The organism is Streptomyces atratus (genome assembly GCF_014648655.1).
Taxonomy (GTDB): Bacteria; Actinomycetota; Actinomycetes; order Streptomycetales; family Streptomycetaceae; genus Streptomyces; species Streptomyces atratus.
Genome location: NZ_BMRN01000001.1, coordinates 669,701 through 686,481, shown reverse-complemented (window position 1 = coordinate 686,481; position 16,781 = coordinate 669,701). Strand labels below are relative to the sequence as shown.

The 16,781-nt window shown below is 71.8% G+C and carries 11 protein-coding genes; 10 read left to right on the top strand and 1 reads right to left on the bottom strand.

The genetic code is table 11. The features are described 5' to 3' along the window. Positions 1-7,906 (bottom strand): non-ribosomal peptide synthetase (locus tag IEZ15_RS02995; RefSeq protein WP_189273891.1); only part of this gene is annotated, 7,906 nt, incomplete at its 3' end. A gap of 524 nt (positions 7,907-8,430) precedes the next feature. On the opposite strand from IEZ15_RS02995, the gene IEZ15_RS02990 reads away from it, so the two are divergent. From IEZ15_RS02990 to IEZ15_RS02955, 10 genes are all read left to right on the top strand, one after another. Beyond that, entirely contained in the window at positions 8,431-8,670 is a 240-nt protein-coding gene (locus tag IEZ15_RS02990; protein ID WP_114246308.1) for a hypothetical protein, read from the top strand. Positions 8,671-8,934: 264 nt separating this feature from the next. Continuing rightward, positions 8,935-9,498 carry a thioesterase domain-containing protein gene (locus IEZ15_RS44425; RefSeq protein ID WP_229845713.1) on the top strand — a complete coding sequence of 188 codons (564 nt, stop codon included), beginning with the start codon at positions 8,935-8,937 and terminating at the stop codon, positions 9,496-9,498. Further along, positions 9,443-9,847 (top strand): hypothetical protein, encoded by a 405-nt coding sequence (locus tag IEZ15_RS44420; RefSeq protein WP_229845714.1) that lies wholly within the window; start codon positions 9,443-9,445, stop codon positions 9,845-9,847. The genes IEZ15_RS44425 and IEZ15_RS44420 overlap by 56 nt, the downstream gene beginning before the upstream one ends. A 57-nt stretch (positions 9,848-9,904) precedes the next feature. Continuing rightward, positions 9,905-11,176, top strand: a complete 1,272-nt coding sequence (locus tag IEZ15_RS02980) for a cytochrome P450 (protein ID WP_189273889.1) — start codon at positions 9,905-9,907, stop codon at positions 11,174-11,176. A gap of 49 nt (positions 11,177-11,225) precedes the next feature. Continuing rightward, positions 11,226-11,669, top strand: coding sequence for a DUF3995 domain-containing protein (locus IEZ15_RS02975; protein WP_189273888.1), 444 nt, complete (start codon positions 11,226-11,228; stop codon positions 11,667-11,669). After that, on the top strand, positions 11,666-12,622 hold the full coding sequence (locus IEZ15_RS02970) for an ATP-binding cassette domain-containing protein (protein WP_114246311.1): 957 nt from the start codon (positions 11,666-11,668) through the stop codon (positions 12,620-12,622). The genes IEZ15_RS02975 and IEZ15_RS02970 overlap by 4 nt, the downstream gene beginning before the upstream one ends. After that, the gene (locus tag IEZ15_RS02965) at positions 12,619-13,407 is read left to right on the top strand and encodes an ABC transporter permease (protein ID WP_189273886.1); all 789 of its coding nucleotides are present in this window, start codon (positions 12,619-12,621) and stop codon (positions 13,405-13,407) included. Before IEZ15_RS02970 ends, IEZ15_RS02965 begins: the two co-directional genes overlap by 4 nt. 294 nt (positions 13,408-13,701) lie before the next feature. Then, positions 13,702-14,727 (top strand): polyprenyl synthetase family protein, encoded by a 1,026-nt coding sequence (locus IEZ15_RS02960; protein ID WP_189273884.1) that lies wholly within the window; start codon positions 13,702-13,704, stop codon positions 14,725-14,727. A gap of 21 nt (positions 14,728-14,748) precedes the next feature. Beyond that, entirely contained in the window at positions 14,749-14,889 is a 141-nt protein-coding gene (locus IEZ15_RS44415) for a hypothetical protein (protein ID WP_229845701.1), read from the top strand. Next, entirely contained in the window at positions 14,886-16,775 is a 1,890-nt protein-coding gene (locus IEZ15_RS02955; protein WP_229845700.1) for an AfsR/SARP family transcriptional regulator, read from the top strand. The genes IEZ15_RS44415 and IEZ15_RS02955 overlap by 4 nt, the downstream gene beginning before the upstream one ends. Positions 16,776-16,781: the final 6 nt, after the last annotated feature.

Sequence of the window (16,781 nt, the reverse complement as noted above, 5' to 3'; positions counted from 1 at the left end):
GCGGCGTCGCCGCCACCTGCGTGGCGAACAGCTCCGGCAGCGTGGCCTGCGGCACCTCCCGCGCGGTGTCGTTCCACCCGGACAGCACCCGCTCGCGCTCGGCCTCGTCCAGGATCTCGACGCTGCCCACGGTGCGGTCCGGGTCGGCCACCACCGCGGCCAGCAGACGCTCCAGCCGCCCGGCCAGCACCTCCACCGTCTCCCGGTCGAACAGATCCACGCTGTATTCCAGGTATCCGTCGATACCGGCGGGAGCGCCGTCCGGGTCCTGCTCCTCGGCGAGGGTGAAGGACAGGTCGAACCTGGAGACGTCCAGGCTGCCGGACTTCGACGTCACCCGCAGCCCGGGCAGGCCGAAGTCGCCCCCGGGGGTGTTCTGGAAGGTCAGCATGACCTGGAAGAGGGGGTGGCGGGCCATTGAGCGGACCGGGTTGAGCTCTTCGACCAGTCGCTCGAACGGAACGTCCTGATGTGCGTAGGCGGCCAGATCCGCCTCCCGCACCCGCTCCACCAACTCCTGGAACGTCGGATCACCGGAGACGTCGGTGCGCAGCACCAGGGTGTTGACGAAGAAGCCGACCAGATCATCGAGCGCCTCATCGGTACGCCCGGCGATCGGACTGCCGATGGGAACGTCCTCCCCGGCCCCGAGCCGGGACAGCAGCGCGGCCAGGCCTGCCTGCAGGACCATGAACACACTGGCCCGGCACTTCCGGGCCAGCGCGACCACCCCGGCGTGCAGGGAGGCGTCCCAGGCGAACTCCACCGTTCCACCCCGGTGGGAGGCCACCGCCGGGCGCGGCCGGTCGGTCGGCAGGGCCAGCTCCTCCGGCAGGCCGGTCAGGGTCTGCCGCCAGAACTCCAACTGCCGGGCCAGCGCACTGTCCGGGTCGTCCTCGCTGCCGAGGACCTGGTGTTGCCACAGGGTGTAGTCGGCGTACTGCACCGGCAGCGGCGCCCATTCCGGCGCCGCCCCGGAACACCGGGCGGTGTACGCGGCCGCCAGATCCCGGGCCAGCGGACCCACCGACCACCCGTCACCGGCGATGTGATGCAGAGTCAGGGAGAGGACGTGCTCGTGCTCGGCGAGGGCGAACAGCTCCACGCGCCACGGCACCTCGCAGGACAGGTCGAACGGCCGGCCGGCCGCCGCCGTGAGCAGCGTGGGCAACCCGGCCTCGTCGGTCTCGGTGACCGGCAGGGCGGGGCGGCCGCGCTGCGGGTCCAGCACCAGCTGGTACGGCCGGCCCTCGCTCTCGGGGAAGACCGTGCGCAGGCTCTCGTGCCGCTCGGCCACGTCCGCCAGCGCCGCCTCCAGCGCCTGCCGGTCCAGCCGCCCGGACAGCCGCAGGGCCATCGACAGGTTGTAGGTGGCGCTGGGGCCCTCCAGTCGTCCCAGGAACCACAGCCGCCGCTGCGCGAACGACAACGGCACCTCGACAGGACGCTCCATCGGCCGCAGGGCCGTCCTGGCCCTGCCCGCGGCCTCGTCGAGCCACTCGGTCAGTTCGGCCACGGTGGGTGCCTCGAACAGGGCCCGCACAGGCAGTTCCACGTCGAGGACCGAACGGATCCGGCTGGTCAGCCGGGTCGCGAGCAGGGAGTGGCCGCCGAGCTCGAAGAAGCTGTCGTCGATCCCGACGGCCCGCAGGCCGAGGATCTCGGCGAACAGCCCGCACAGGATCTCCTCCTGCGGGGTACGCGGCGCCCGGCCGGTGGCCACCGCCGCGAAGTCCGGCGCGGGCAGCGCCCGGCGGTCCAGCTTGCCGTTGGCGGTCAGCGGCAGCACGTCCAGGGTGACGAACGCCGCCGGGACCATGTAATCCGGCAGTACCCGGGCCGCCTCCTTGCGCAGCGTCCCCCAGTCCGCACCGGCCGCACCGGCCACACCACCGTCACGCGGCACCAGATAGGCCACCAGCTGCTTGACCCCGGGCCGGTCCTCGCGGGCCACCACCGCCACCTGGGCCACGTCCGGATGCGCCGCCAACACGGTCTCGATCTCGCCCAGCTCGATACGGAAACCGCGGATCTTGACCTGGTCGTCGGCGCGCCCCAGGTACTCCAGCTCACCCTCGGCACCCCAGCGGACCAGGTCGCCGGTGCGGTACATCCGCGCCCCGGCCGGGCCGAACGGGCAGGCCACGAACCGCTCCGCCGTCATGGCCGGACGGTTGACGTACCCGCGGGCCAGTTGCACACCCGCCAGGTACAGCTCGCCGGAGACGCCGGGCGGCACCGGCCGCAGACCGGCGTCGAGCACGTACACCCGGGTGTTCCACACCGGCCGGCCGATCGGCACGTTCCGCCGGTCCTCCTCCGGCATGCACTCCCACGCGGTGACGTCCACCGAGGCCTCGGTGGGGCCGTAGAGGTTGTGCAGTTCGGCGTCCAGCACGGCGAAGAACCGCTGCCGCAGCTCCCCGGACAGCGCCTCGCCACTGCAGATCACCCGCCGCAGGGCGGAGCCGCGGCAGTCGGCGGCACTCGGATCGTCCAGGAACGCCTGGAGCATGGACGGGACGAAGTGCAGCGTGGTGATGCGCTGGTCGCGGATCAGTCGCGCCAGGTACGCCGGATCCCGGTGCCCGCCCGGCCGGGCCACGACCAGCGTGGCCCCCTCGATCAGCGGCCAGAAGAACTCCCAGACGGAGACGTCGAAGCCCGACGGGGTCTTCTGCAGGACGCGGTCGTCCGCCATCAGGTGATACCGGTGCTGCATCCACAACAGCCGGTTGACGATGCCGGCGTGCGGAACCGCCACCCCCTTGGGCTTGCCGGTGGAACCGGAGGTGTAGATCACGTACGCCGGATGCGCCGGGGACAGCGACCGCAGCCGCTCGCTGTCCAGCAGTTCCCCGGCCGGATACCCGGCCAGCAGCTCGGCGTTCTCCTGCGCGTCCAGCACGAACCCGCCGCGGATCGCCTCGGCCGGCGAGCTCTGCGCCACCTCGGCCACGGTCACCACCAGGGCCGGCCGGGCGTCCTCGACGATGTGCGCGATCCGATCGGCCGGATACTCCGGGTCCACCGGCACATAGGCCGCCCCGGTCTTGACCACGGCCGAGATCGCCACCACCAGCTCCACCGACCGGGGCAGGGCCAGCGCCACGAACCGCTCCGGGCCCGCCCCCCGCTCGATCAGCAGCCGGGCCAGCCGGTTCGCTCGCGCGTCCAGCTCCGCGTAGGTGACCTCGGTGTCCTCGAAGACCACCGCCACCGCCTGCGGCGTCGCCGCCACCTGCGCGGCGAGGAGCTCCGGCAGCGTGGCCCGCGGCACCTCCTGCGCGGTGTCGTTCCACCCGGACAGCACCCGCTCACGCTCGGCCTCGTCCAGGATCTCGACCGCGCCGACCGCCCGGTCCGGGTCGGCCACCACCGCGGCCAGCAGACGCTCCAGACGCCCGGCCAGCGCCTGCGCCGTCTCCGGGTCGAACAGATCCACGCTGTACTCGATGACGCCCTCGACCACACCGGGCGAACCGTCCTCGGTCCGCTGCGCACTCAGGTCCACGGACAGGTCGAACTTGGCTGTGTTACGCACGCCCGGCTGAACGTCGGCCCGCAGACCGCCCAACTCCAGGCGGGTGTCCGGACTGTCCTGGTAGGCGAGCATGACCTGGAAGAGGGGGTGGCGGGCCATTGAGCGGACCGGGTTGAGCTCTTCGACCAGTCGCTCGAACGGCACGTCCTGATGTGCGTAGGCGGCCAGATCCGCCTCCCGCACCCGCTCCACCAACTCCTGGAACGTCGGATCACCGGAGACGTCGGTGCGCAGCACCAGGGTGTTGACGAAGAAGCCGACCAGATCATCGAGCGCCTCATCGGTACGCCCGGCGATCGGACTGCCGATGGGAACGTCCTCCCCGGCCCCGAGCCGGGACAGCAGTGCGGCCAGGCCTGCCTGCAGGACCATGAACACACTCGCCCGGCACTTCCGGGCCAGCGCGACCACCCCGGCGTGCAGGGAGGCGTCCCAGGCGAACTCCACCGTTCCACCCCGGTGCGAGGCCACCGCCGGGCGCGGCCGGTCGGTGGGCAGGGCCAGCTCCTCCGGCAGGCCGGTCAGGGTCTGCCGCCAGAAGTCCAGCTGCCGGGCGAGCGCACTGTCCGGGTCGTCCTCGCTGCCGAGGACCTGCTGCTGCCACAGGGTGTAGTCGGCGTACTGCACCGGCAGCGGCGCCCACTCCGGCGCCGCCCCCGCACACCGGGCGGTGTACGCGGCCGCCAGATCCCGGACCAGCGGCGCCAGCGACCACCCGTCACCGGCGATGTGATGCAGAGTCAGGGAGAGCACGTGCTCGTCCTCGGCGAGGGCGAACAGCTCCACGCGCCACGGCACCTCGCAGGACAGGTCGAACGGCCGACCGGCCGCCGCCGTGAGCAGCGCGGGCAACCCGGCCTCGTCGGTCTCGGTGACCGGCAGGCCGGGGCGGCCGCGCTGCGGGTCCAGCACCAGCTGGCGCGGCCGGCCCTCGCTCTCGGGGAAGACCGTGCGCAGGCTCTCGTGCCGCTCGGCCATATCGGCCAGCGCCGCCTCCAGTGCCTCCCGGTCCAGCCGACCGGACAACCGGACCGCCAGCGGCAGGTTGTAGGTGGCGCTGGGGCCCTCCAGCCGTCCCAGGAACCACAGCCGCCGCTGCGCGAACGACAACGGCACCTCGACAGGACGCTCCATCGGGCGCAGGGCGGTGCGCGCCGGCTCCGTGCCGAGGTCGAGTCGACTGACGAGTTCGGCGACCGTGGGTGCCTCGAACAGGGCCCGGATCGGCAGTTCGGCGCCGAAGGCGGAACGGACCCGGCCGACCAGGCGGGTCGCGAGCAGGGAGTGGCCGCCGAGCTCGAAGAAGCTGTCGTCGATGCCCACCGAGGGCAGGCCGAGGATCTCGGCGAACAGCCCGCACAGGATCTCCTCCTGGGGGGTGCGCGGCGCCCGGCCGGTGGAGACCTCGGTGAAGTCCGGGGCGGGCAGGGCCTTGCGGTCGAGCTTGCCGTTGGGGGTCAGCGGCAGCGCGTCCAGGGTGACGAACGCCGCCGGCACCATGTACTCCGGCAGGGCCTCGATGGCGTGCGCTCGCAGGCTCGTGAGAGCGGCCGGGCCGTTCCGGCCGGGCACGGCGTAGGCGACCAGGCGCTTGTCCCCGGGCCGGTCCTCGCGGACCACGACAGCGGCCTGGGCCACATCCGGATGCGCCTGCAGGACGTTCTCGATCTCGCCCAGCTCGATACGGAAACCACGGATCTTCACCTGGTCGTCGGCGCGCCCCAGGTACTCCAGGGTGCCGTCGGCGGTCCAGCGCCCCAGGTCGCCGGTGCGGTACATCCGCGCCCCCGGCTCGCCGAACGGGCAGGCCACGAACCGTCCGGCCGTCAGGCCGGGGCGGTTCAGATAGCCGCGGGCCAGGCCGGCCCCGGCCACGTACAGTTCACCGACCACCCCCGGCGGCACCGGCCGCAGACCGGCGTCCAGCACGTACAGGCGCAGGTCGGGAATGGCTTCTCCGACGATGCTGCCGCTGCCGACGGCGGTGCAGCTCTCGTCCAGTGCGAAGTGGGTGACGTGGACGGTGGTCTCGGTGATCCCGTACATGTTGACCAGGACGGGAGCGTCCTCGGGGTGGCGGCGGTACCAGTCGGCGAGGCGCCACGGTTCGAGGGCCTCACCACCGAAGATCACCCGGCGCAGTCTCAGGTCCGCCCCGGTCCGGGGCCGCTCCTGGTCCGCCTGCATCAGCTGGTAGAAGGCCGAGGGGGTCTGGTTCAGGACGGTGACCCTTTGTTCCGCGAGGAGGGTCAGGAACTCCTCGGGCGACCTGCCGGCCGAGTGGGGAACGACGACCAGGCGGCCGCCGTGCAGCAGGGGGCCCCAGATCTCCCAGACCGAGAAGTCGAAGGCGTAGGAGTGGAACAGCGTCCAGACGTCGTCCGCGCCGAAGCCGAACCAGTGCTCCGTCTCGTCGAACAGCCGCACCACGTTGCGGTGCGGTACGACGACGCCCTTGGGGCGTCCGGTGGATCCGGAGGTGTAGATGACGTACGCGGCGTTGTCCGGACCCGCCCCGGCGGCTTCACCGGAACGGGTGAGGTCCCCGGCCGGGAAGCCGGCCAGAGCCTCCTGTGTCTCCCGGGCATCGATGTCCAGGCGGGGCGGCAGCGTCCCGTCCGCGGCGAGTCCGTCGAGGCGGATGCCGGTGTCGGTGAGCAGCAGGGCGGGGCGGGCGTCGGCCAGCATGTAGGCGATGCGCTCGGCCGGGTACTGGGGGTCCAGGGGCAGGTAGGCCGCGCCGGCCTTGAGCACCGCCAGCAGGGCGACGACCAGCTCCACCGAGCGGGGCAGGGCCAGGGCCACGAAGTCCTCCGGCCCCACTCCGCGGGCGATCAGCAGCCGGGCCAGCCGGTTCGCTCGCGCGTCCAGCTCCGCGTAGGTGACCTCGGTGTCCTCGAAGACCACCGCCACCGCCTGCGGCGTCACCGCCGCCTGTGAAGCAAACAGATCCGGCAGCGTCGCCCCGACGCGGGACGTCCCGGCCGCGCCGGAGGACCGGGAGAGCCCAGGGGATCCGAGAGCGAGGACGCGCTCGCGCTCGGCGGGGGTGGTGGCGTCGAGCAGACCGGTGGGCCGGTGCACATCGGCGGTCGCGAAGTGCTCCAGGAAGTTCCGGAGGCGCCGGTGGTGGGCGGCCAGCTGATCGGAGTCGTACAGGTCCGGGTTCACGTCCAGGTCGATCCGCAGCTCGGAGAGCCCGTCCCGGGCGTCCACCACGATCCCCAGGTCGTCGGCGGGCCCGCCGGCCAGGTTGTACACGCGGCCCCGTCGGCCGGCGAAGTCCAGGCCGTAGTCGAACATCACGATGTTGACCTGCGGGCCGAGCAGGCGCTGCTGCCCACCGAGTAGTCCGAGGTCCTGGCGCAGGTCCTCGTACCGATACCTCTGGTGGCGGAGGACCTGGTGCATCCGGTGGGAGACGTGGCGGACCAGCTCCGCCACGGTCGTCCGGGGGCTGACGGTGATCCGCAGGGGGAGGACGTTGGAAACCATTCCCGGCACCTGGCGAGCGCGTCGACCGGTCCGGGCGCTGACAGGCAGGCCGAGGACGACCTCCTCGCTGCCGGTCAGGCGGTGCAGGTAGGTGGCGACGGCCGCGATGACCACGGCCGGCCAGCTGCCGCCCGCCTCCCGGGCGACCGTGCGCAGGCCCTCCGCGACACCGAGGGGCAGCGTGGCGCTCTGCCGGGCCAGCCCGCGGGGCACCTGCGGTCGGCCGTCGGCGAGGACGGCCGGCTCGGGCCGGTCGCCGAACAGTCCGGTCCAGTGGTCCCGGTCCCGGTCCCGGGTTCCGGAGTCGTGGTACTCCCGCTCCTCGGCGAGCAGGTCCCGCAGCGGACCGAACGGGCTGTCACCGGGCGTCTGCCCCGCGCGCAGGGCCGTGTAGACCTCGGCGGCCCGCTGGGCGACGAGTGCGACACCGTGTCCGTCCATCACCACGTGGTGGTAGCGCTGGTACCACCAGAACCTCTCCGGGCCCAGCTTCAGGAGCGCGAAGGCGAACAACGGGCCGGTGGCCGGATCGACCGGGGTACGCGCCTCCGCCCTCATCCACGCCTCGGCCGTCTCCTGCGGGTCCTCGCTGCCGCTCACGTCGATCACGGGGAAGTCCCAGGCGGGTGCCGCGCCGATGGTCTGCCAGGGCTGTCCGGCCTCCTCGGCGAAAGAGACGCACAGTGCTTGCGTCTCTTTGACCACGTGCCGCAAGGCGCTTTCGAACAGCTCCGTGTCGACCGGGCCGGGGATGTCCACGTACTCGGCGATGTTGTAGATCGGGTTCTCGGGGTCCAGCCGCTGCGCGAACCAGACACCGGACTGGCCTGCGGTCAGGGGAAGACGCTCGTACCGCGGCTCGGACATGTGACTCAACCTCGATCCAGCTTCGTTCTTCAGTTGCTGGCTGCGCAGCAGGGGTGTCAGGGCGGTGGGTACGACGATTCCGGGTTTCATGGAGCGCACATCCGGTGCGCTGAAGGGATGTCACCCACCCCGTGAAGAAACCACCGGTATTCCTCGGCCCCGTGACTCTCCAATCAGCCCCCGAGGCTCCACAAGCCCTGCTTCACGAAACTGCCATGTCTGCACGAAACTGCTGTGTCTGCAGGAAACTGCCATCCCCGGGAGGGATGCCGTTCGGCGTTCACGGTGATGACGGGTTCTCCCTCGTCGGTGCCCTCGTCGCTGCTGGAAGGGCATGCTGCGCAGTGTTCCGGGCGGGGCGAGGCGGGGGCGGGGCCCGAACGGTGACGCGGACATCGTCCGCGGCAGCTTGGTGCCGCCGCCCCGGGAGAGGCGCCGGGCCGTCGGACGGAGTGGGGGAGACCGCGCAGGACGCTGCAGGGGGTGGGAACTGCTGAGCGCTCCGGCCCCGGGCGGCGTGCGAGGTGCCGTGCCCGCGTCGGTGCCCGGCCGTCAGTGACGGCTCGACCAGGGCACCCCGAGGCGCTGCGGACCTGGTCAAGCGTGCCGAGACGGACGAGGGGCTGCGCAAGGGGACCACGAGCCAGGACGCGGCCCGTATCGCCGAACCGGAACGCGAGGTGAAGGAACTGCGCCGAGCCGACGCGATCTTGAAGTCTGCGTCGGCTTTCTTCGCGGCGGAGCTGGACTGTCCACTGCGATGAGGGTCGCCTGCATCGGCCGGCACAAGGAGGAGTTCGGCGTCCAGCCGATCTGCGACGCCCTGCGGGGCACCGACGCCGAGATCGCGCCGAGCACTTACTGCGCCGCGGTACGCCGGTCCGGGTCGGCCCGCGCCGCCCGCGACCGGGACCTCCCGAGGCGATCACCGCGATCCATGCCGACAACCGCGGTGTCCACGGCGCCTGCAAGGTGCACGCCGCGCTCCTGCGGCACGGGCGGACGGTGGCTCGTTGCTCGCGACCCGGGTGATCAGCCGGGCGCGTTCGGCGTGCGGCTCCCGGTGCGCAGCCTGCCGGAGAACCCGACCGTGGCCGCACCGGCCGCCGAGCTCACCGCCGGCTGCGACCACGACCCGTTCGACGTGCTGCTGCCCCTGCGGCCCGGCGGCTCGGGACCGGGCGTGTTCTGCCTGCACCCGGGGTGCCGGTATCGGGTGGGGCTGCTCGGGCCTGCTGCGGCACATCCCGGCCGACCACCCGATCTGCGCGATCCAGGCGCGAGGGCTCGCCCGCGACGAGGAACTGCCCTCCTCCGTCCATGAGATGGCCGACGACTACCTCGACCGGATTCGCAGCGTCCAGCCGTCCGGTCCCTGTCACCCGGCGGGCCGGTCCCTCGGCGGAATCCTCGCGCACGTGATCGCCACCCGGCTCCGGGAGGCGGGCGAGCAGGCCGGGCTGCCGGCCGTGCTGGACACCGGCCCGGACATCCCCTCCGAGGGGGCACGCGGGTCTCGCGTACGACGAACAGGACGTGCCGGCCACGCTATTGGACCTCAGCGGCCGGGCAGGGGACCGCGACCCGGCTGAGCCGCTGGTGTACGAGCAGGTGATGGAGGTCCTGCGGGCCGGGGAGCGCACTTGCCGGTATGGAAAAGCGCTGTATCAGCTCGCGCGCCCGTTTTGGCACCAATATGTCGAACAGCATCATCCACCCGTACAGCCTGGTCTACTGGGCGTCGTCCGTGGCGATGTCAGGCTGACCGTCGCAGGCCGGGACCATGCCTCCCCGCAGGCGATGGCCGCGGCGTGGCGTCCCTTCGTGGAGGGGCGGGTCGACATCCAGGTCGTCGACTGCGGGCACAACGAGCTGACCCGGCCGGGGCCCATCGGCGAGATCGGCCGGGCGCTCGCCGCGCAGCTGCGCGAGCTCCGGTGAACCGCCGGAGCAGTACCGACGACCCGCCACAGCGCACCCACTTGGAGCAAGTCCCCTATGACCAGCGCCACCGCGACGGCACTGGGCGGAGCCGACGTCGAGGACCGTGAGCTCGACAGCTTCGACCTGACCGATCCCATGACCTATCAGACGACCGACGTTCACGCCATGTGGCGCCGGTTCCGCACCGAGCGCCCGGTACACCGCCATCCCGCGACCGCGGCCGGGCCCGAATTCTGGGTCCTGTCCAAGTACGACGACATCATGAAGTTGTACAAGGACGACGGCAACTTCACCTCCGAGCGGGGGAACGTGCTGGTCACGCTGTTGCACGGCAGTGACTCCGCAGCGGGAAAGATGCTCGCGGTCACCGATGGCCCCCGGCACGCGGCGATCCGCAAGCTGATGCTCAAGTCCTTCTCGCCGCGCTCCCTGCAGCACATCTCGGAGCAGGTCGTGCAGCGCACCCGCACGCTCCTCAAGGACGCGGTGGAGCGGGGCGAGGCGGACTTCGCGCGGGATGTCGCGGAGCACATCCCGATCGCCACCATCTGCGACCTGCTGGGCGTCCCCGAGGCGGACCGCGGCTTCCTGCTCGGCCTCAACAAGCAGGCACTCAGCTCCAGTATGGCCGACACCAGTGCCGAGGACTCCTGGCTCGCCCGCAACGAGATCCTCCTGTACTTCGGTGAGCTCGCCGAGGAGCGAAGGAGGAACCCGGTCGACGATGTCATCAGCGTGCTGGCCACCGGCCGGATCGACGGGGAGCCGCTCGGCGAGGACGAGATCGTCCTGAACTGCTACAGCCTGATCCTCGGCGGCGACGAGACCAGTCGGCTGTCGATGATCGGCGGGGTGCAGGCACTGATGCGTCATCCGGAGCAGTGGAATGCGTTGAAGCAGGGCGAGGCGACGGTGGAAAGCGCTGTGGAGGAGGTGGTGCGCTGGACGACCCCGGGCATGCACTTCGGCCGCCGGGCGCTGCGGGACGTCGAGGTCGCGGGGCAGCGGATCGCCGCCGGCGACATCGTCACGCTGTGGAACACCTCCGCCAACCGGGACGAGGACATCTTCGACGCACCCGAGACGTTCGACCTGGCACGCACCCCCAACAAGCACGTGTCGTTCGGCTACGGGCCGCACTTCTGCCTCGGTGCGTTCCTCGGCCGTGTCGAGATCAACGCCATGCTCGGCGCGGTGCGGACCGTGGTGGACCGCATCGAGCCCAATGGCCCGGTGGAGCCGGTGTTCTCCAACTTCCTGAGCGGCCTGGAGAGCCTGCCCGTCCGCTTCGAGGCGGATCGTGAAGGGCTCGCCCGGTGGAGCTGACGGCTGTTCGTTCCGTCCGCAGGTCCTGATGACGAGGAAGAGCAATACGATGCCGAACGCACAAGCGGCTACCACACCGGCGTCCGTGGTCCCGGTGTCTCGATGGGGGCGGACCGTCGAGTACTGCGCGGTGATCGCCGAGCTCGCGGCCACCGCCCCCTTCCGGCCCCGGGGGGACTTCTTACCCCGGTGGCTCCGGATCGGGGCGGCCCTGACCGTCGGCACCGGGCTCGCCCTGTGGGGACTCGGCCATGGATACCTGCGGTTCTTCATCGCCGTGGGCAGGGCCGAGCCGAGCGCGGAAGTGGCCGCCTCCTTCGGTCCCTGGAACTCCTGCTGGTACCCCGTGTTCCTCATCTGGGGCGTGTCGATGACGCTCGCCGCCCTCCACCTGCGCCACCGCCCCCACCGCCCGTCCGTCCCGGGGACCGACGTCCCGCAGCCGGACGGACGGACCCGGAGGGACCCGTCAACCATCGAGGTGAAGCCATGACGAACGCCATCGAGGCCGAAGGCCTCCGCAAGAGTTACAAGGGGCACGAAGCGCTGAGCGGGGTGTCCCTCTCCGTGCCCGAGGGAACGGTCCTCGGACTGCTCGGCCCCAACGGTGCGGGCAAGACCACCACCGTCCGCATCCTGGCCACCCTGCTCCAGCCGGAGGAGGGCCGGGCGACGGTCGCCGGATTCGACGCCCTCAAGCAGCCCAAGGAGGTACGCCGCCGGATCGGCCTCACCGGCCAGTACGCGGCCCTCGACGAACGGCTCACCGGCCGCGAGAACCTGCGGCTCGTCGGCACCCTGCTGCACCTGGGCAAGGGCCCGTCGCGCCGGAAGGCGGACGAGCTGCTGGAGCGGTTCGAACTCTCCTCCGCCGCCGACCGGGTGGTACGGACCTACTCCGGCGGCATGCGCAGGCGCCTGGACCTGGCGGCCAGCCTGATGGTCGACCCGCCGGTCCTCTTTCTCGACGAGCCGACCACCGGACTCGACCCGAGCAGCCGGCTCGTCCTGTGGGGGATGATCCGGGAGCAGGTGGCCAAGGGCGTCACCGTCCTGCTGACCACCCAGTACCTGGAAGAGGCCGACCAGCTCGCCGACCGCATCGTGGTGATCGACTCCGGCAAGGTCATCGCCGACGGCACCGCCGACCAGCTGAAGCAGAAGGTCGGCAACGAGCGCCTCGAGGTCGCCGCGTTCGCCGCCGAGGACACCCCCCAGGTGGTTGCCGCGATCGGCGCCCGGCTCGCAATCACCCCGTCCGTCTCCGAGGACGGCCGCACCGTGTCGGTGCCGCTGCCCGACGGCATGGGCGGTGTCGCCGCCGCAGCCGCTGCGGTGGAGGAACTCGGCATCGACATAGCGGAGTTCGCCGTTCGGCGCCCTTCGCTCGACGACGTCTTCATGACGCTGACCGGCCAGACGGCCAGGGAGAGGGATTCGGCGTGACCGAGACACTCAGTGACATACGGGCGTTGGTGGGCCGTCACTTCCGGCACATCCACCGCGTACCCGAGCAGCTGATCAGCGTCACCATCATGCCGATCGCCTTCGTGCTGATCTTCGGCATGCTTTTCGGCAGCGCCATGGAGGTGGAGGGCGGCAGCTACCAGGAGTACATCATGGCGGGCATCTTCACCCAGGTGATGATGGTCAACATCTCCCAGACGGCCCTGGGCGTCGTCGGGGACCTGAGCAACGGCCTGGTGGACCGCTTCCGTTCGCTTCCGATCTCCCGATCCGCGGTGCTGATCGGCCGTACTACCGCAGACATGGCGCTCGCCGCCTGGTCCTGCCTCCTGATGGCCGGTGTCGGCTATCTCATCGGCTGGCGCATCCACAACGGACTGCCCAAGGCCCTCGCGGCGTTCGGGCTTCTGCTCATGCTCGGCTTTGCCATGTCGTGGCTCGGCGCGCTGCTCGGTCTGGCGCTGCGCAGCACGGAATCGGTCAACGCCCTGGCGTTCATGGCGACGATGCCGCTGGTGTTCCTGTCCAACGCGTTCGTCCCGCCCGACGGGCTGCCGGCCTGGCTGAGGGCCGTCGCCGAGTGGAACCCGGTCAGCATGGTGGTCACCGCCTGCCGGCAACTCTTCGGCAATCCCACCGTGGGCATCGGCTCGGGGCTGCCGGCCGAGCACCCCATCGTGATGTCGCTGGTCCTGATCGGTGTCATCCTCGCCGTGGTCATCCCGATGTCGGGTCGCGCCTACAGCACGGCGACCGCTCGCTGAGAGCGCCCGCCCCGTACCGGAGGGCCCGGCCGCGCGCTCGGCGGTTTCCAGGGGCCGTTGGCGACACATGGTCGGTTTTGATCAGATCAGGCCGCGAGCAGTTCATGCAGAACGCCCGGCTGGGGTTTCCCAGCCGGGCGTTCTGCATGGGCGGCCCGGAGGGCGCGGGCGTGCTCCGCCGCCACCGCCGGAGAACTGCCGGTCCGGCAAGAACCTGCCAGGGTCGTTGCCCGTGCTGCAGGCCCGGTGCGACAGTCCTGACATCCGCTGTCCCGTATGCCCTCAGGAGCCCGGATGAACGTGTTGAGCGCACCGGAGCGACGTTCGCTCGTGTCCGGACTCGCCGCCGACGACCCGGCACTGCGGGACCGGCTGACCGAGCGTCTGCGGAGCACTGAACAGCGCCTTCAGGAGCGCACCGCCCGCAGCGTCGACCCACGTGTCGCCGGACTCGTCGGTCATCTCGTGGCCACCGGCGGAAAGCGGCTGCGGCCCCTTCTGGTCCTGCTGGGCGCGGAGTTCGGGGATCCGGGGAGCGAGGACGTCATCGAGGCGGCCGTCCTTGCCGAACTCATCCACGTCTCCTCGCTCTACCACGACGACGTCATCGACGACGCCGGCACCCGGCACGGCGCGCCCAGCGCCAACGCCCTCTGGGGAAAACGCCGTGCGGTGTTCGCCGGGGACTGGCTCCTCGCCCTGGCCGCCCAGGTGGCCTGCGAACTCGGCCCGCAAGCGGTGCGAATGAACGCCGTGGCCGCCGACCGTCTCGTGCACGGCCAGACACAGGAACTGCTGGGTCCGGGGCCGGGGACCGCGCCCCTGGACCACTACTTCCAGGTGGCGGCCGGCAAGTCCGCCTCCCTGATCGCCCTGTCGCTGCAGCTCGGCGCCGTACAGGCGGGCGCGCCCGATGCGTACGTCACGGTACTCGCCGAGTACGGCGAGCAACTGGGCCTCGCCTTCCAGATATCCGACGACCTCCTCGACATCAGCTCGCCCCTCTCCGCGTCGGGCAAGGAACCGGGCATGGACCTGGAGGCCGGGGTGCCCAGCCTCCCCGTCCTGCTCGCCCTTGCCGGTGATGACCTGGGCGACGGCGAACTGCGCGACCTGATCGCCACCGGACCGGCCGCCGGGACGCGGCAGCACCGCCGGGCGCTGGAACTCCTGCAGGACTCCGCCGCGCTCGCCGCGGCCGGATCCATGATGTACGACCGCCTGGCGCTGGCCCGTACAGCCCTCACGGCACTGCCGCAGACTCCGGCGCTCAGGGTCCTCGACGCACTCTGCGACTTCGTGGCCCACCGCACGGGCTGAACCAGCTACTGGAGGCCGAACATGCCGGGGTACAGCGGCACCATGCGCGACCGCGTCGCCGGACTCGGACCCGCGGGACGAATCCTCGTCCGGTTGCTCGCCGTGCCGCGCAGCGAGCGTGCCCGGCCGAAGGTCCGCGAGCTCGGAAGCCCCCAGGTGTGAACGGCTTCGACCCGTTCGTGTTCCGTGTACTCGGGCCGGTCGAGGCCGAGGCCGGCGGGCAGCCGGTCACCCTCGGCGGAGCGAAGCAGCGCACCGTCCTCGCGGCCATGCTGCTCGCCGGGGGCCGGCCGCTCTTCGACGACCGGCTCAAGGCCCTGCTCTGGGGGTGCGAACCGCCCGCCACCGCGACGGCCCAGATCTACACCTATGTCTCCCAGCTCAGAAAGCGCCTGCATCCCGGCGTCCACCTGGAGCGCCGTGCCAACGCCTACCGGCTGGAGACGCACGACGCCTTCTTCGACTGGACGGCTTTCGAGAGCCTGGCGGGCCGTGGTCGCGCGGACCTGACGGCGGGCCGCTTCGCCGCAGCCGCCGACCACCTCGGGCAGGCGCTCGCGCTGCGGCGCGGGCCGGCGCTCTCCAACGTCACTGCCCATCTGACGGAACAAGAACGCCCCTTTCTGGATGAGGCCCTCCTGTCCGCGCGGGAAGGCCGGATCGAAGCCGAACTCGCCCTGGGACGCCACGACACGGCCGTCCCGCAGCTGATGCGGCTCGTGATGGAGAACCCGCTGCGCGAGCGGCTGCTCGGCCAGCTCATGACCGCTCTTCACCGGTGCGGCCGACAGGCGGAGGCGCTCGCGGTGTACGAACGCGGCCGCCGGGTGCTCCGTGACGAACTGGGCGTGGACCCGGGCCGGGCACTGCGCGACATCCAGCAGTCGGTGCTGACCGGCACCCTTCCGAGGCCCGCCGCGCGTGAGGTGGCGGTCATCGGTCCGGCCCTCGCCCTGCCGGACGGAGCGCCCAGCCCTCCGGCGGTGCGGGTGCGGGACCGCGGCGCCTGGAGCGGCGTCGTGCCCGCGATGCTGCCCGCCGATGTCGCGGACTTCACCGGCCGCCGTCCGGAGCTGGACGGCATCGCGGCAGCCCTGCGCGGAGCGGGATCCCGGCACGTCGTGGTGACGGGCGCTGCGGGTACCGGCAAGTCGGCCCTGGCTGTCCATGCCGCGCACCGGTCACGGCAGAGGTTCGCGGACGGCCAGCTCCACGCCGACCTGTCCGGGCAGTCCGGACGCCCCCGCGCCCCCGCCGAGGTGCTCGGCTGGTTCCTGCGGGCCATGGGTGTCGCGGAGCGGCACCTTCCGGCGTCCCCGGAGGAGCGCGGCCAGCTCTACCGCAGCTTGCTCGCCGACCGCCGGATGCTGGTGCTCCTGGACAATGCCGTCGACGACCGCCAGGTCCATCCGCTGCTGCCGGGCGCGGGCGGCAGCAGCGCGCTGATCACCGGCCGGGGCTCCTTCGCCACTCTGCCGGGAGTGCGCCCGATCACCCTCGGTCCGATGGGCTCCGACGAGGGCCGCCGGATGCTGAGCGCCATCGTGGGGGCCGAACGGATCGAGGCCGAGCCCGAAGCGGCCGCCCGCATCGTCGAGTTGTGCGACCGGCTGCCGCTCGCCCTGCGGATCGTGGCGGCCCGGATGGCGGCGCACCCGCACTGGCGGGCCGAGGTGATCACGGCCCGGCTCGAACCGGAAGGGCGCAGGCTCGACGAACTGAGGATGGGCGACCTCGACATCCGTGCGGCCCTGCACCCCGGTCACCAGCGGGTGACCGGGCCCGTGCGCACGGCCCTGGGCGTCCTGGCGTCCGCCGGCCCCGACACCTTCGGCGCACGGCAGGCGGCGAACGTCCTCGGCTGTTCGGAGGAGGACGCCGAGGACGCTCTGGAGAGCCTGGCCGGCACCGGCCTGCTGGAGGTCGTCGGCCGGGTCCCGCCGCGCTACCGCTTCATGCCGTTGGTACGCCTCTTCGCCCGCGAGCGAAGCCGCGTGGAACCGCTTTCCCCGGCACGCCGGACGGCCGGACGGCCGGCCGTCTGCTGACGGGAA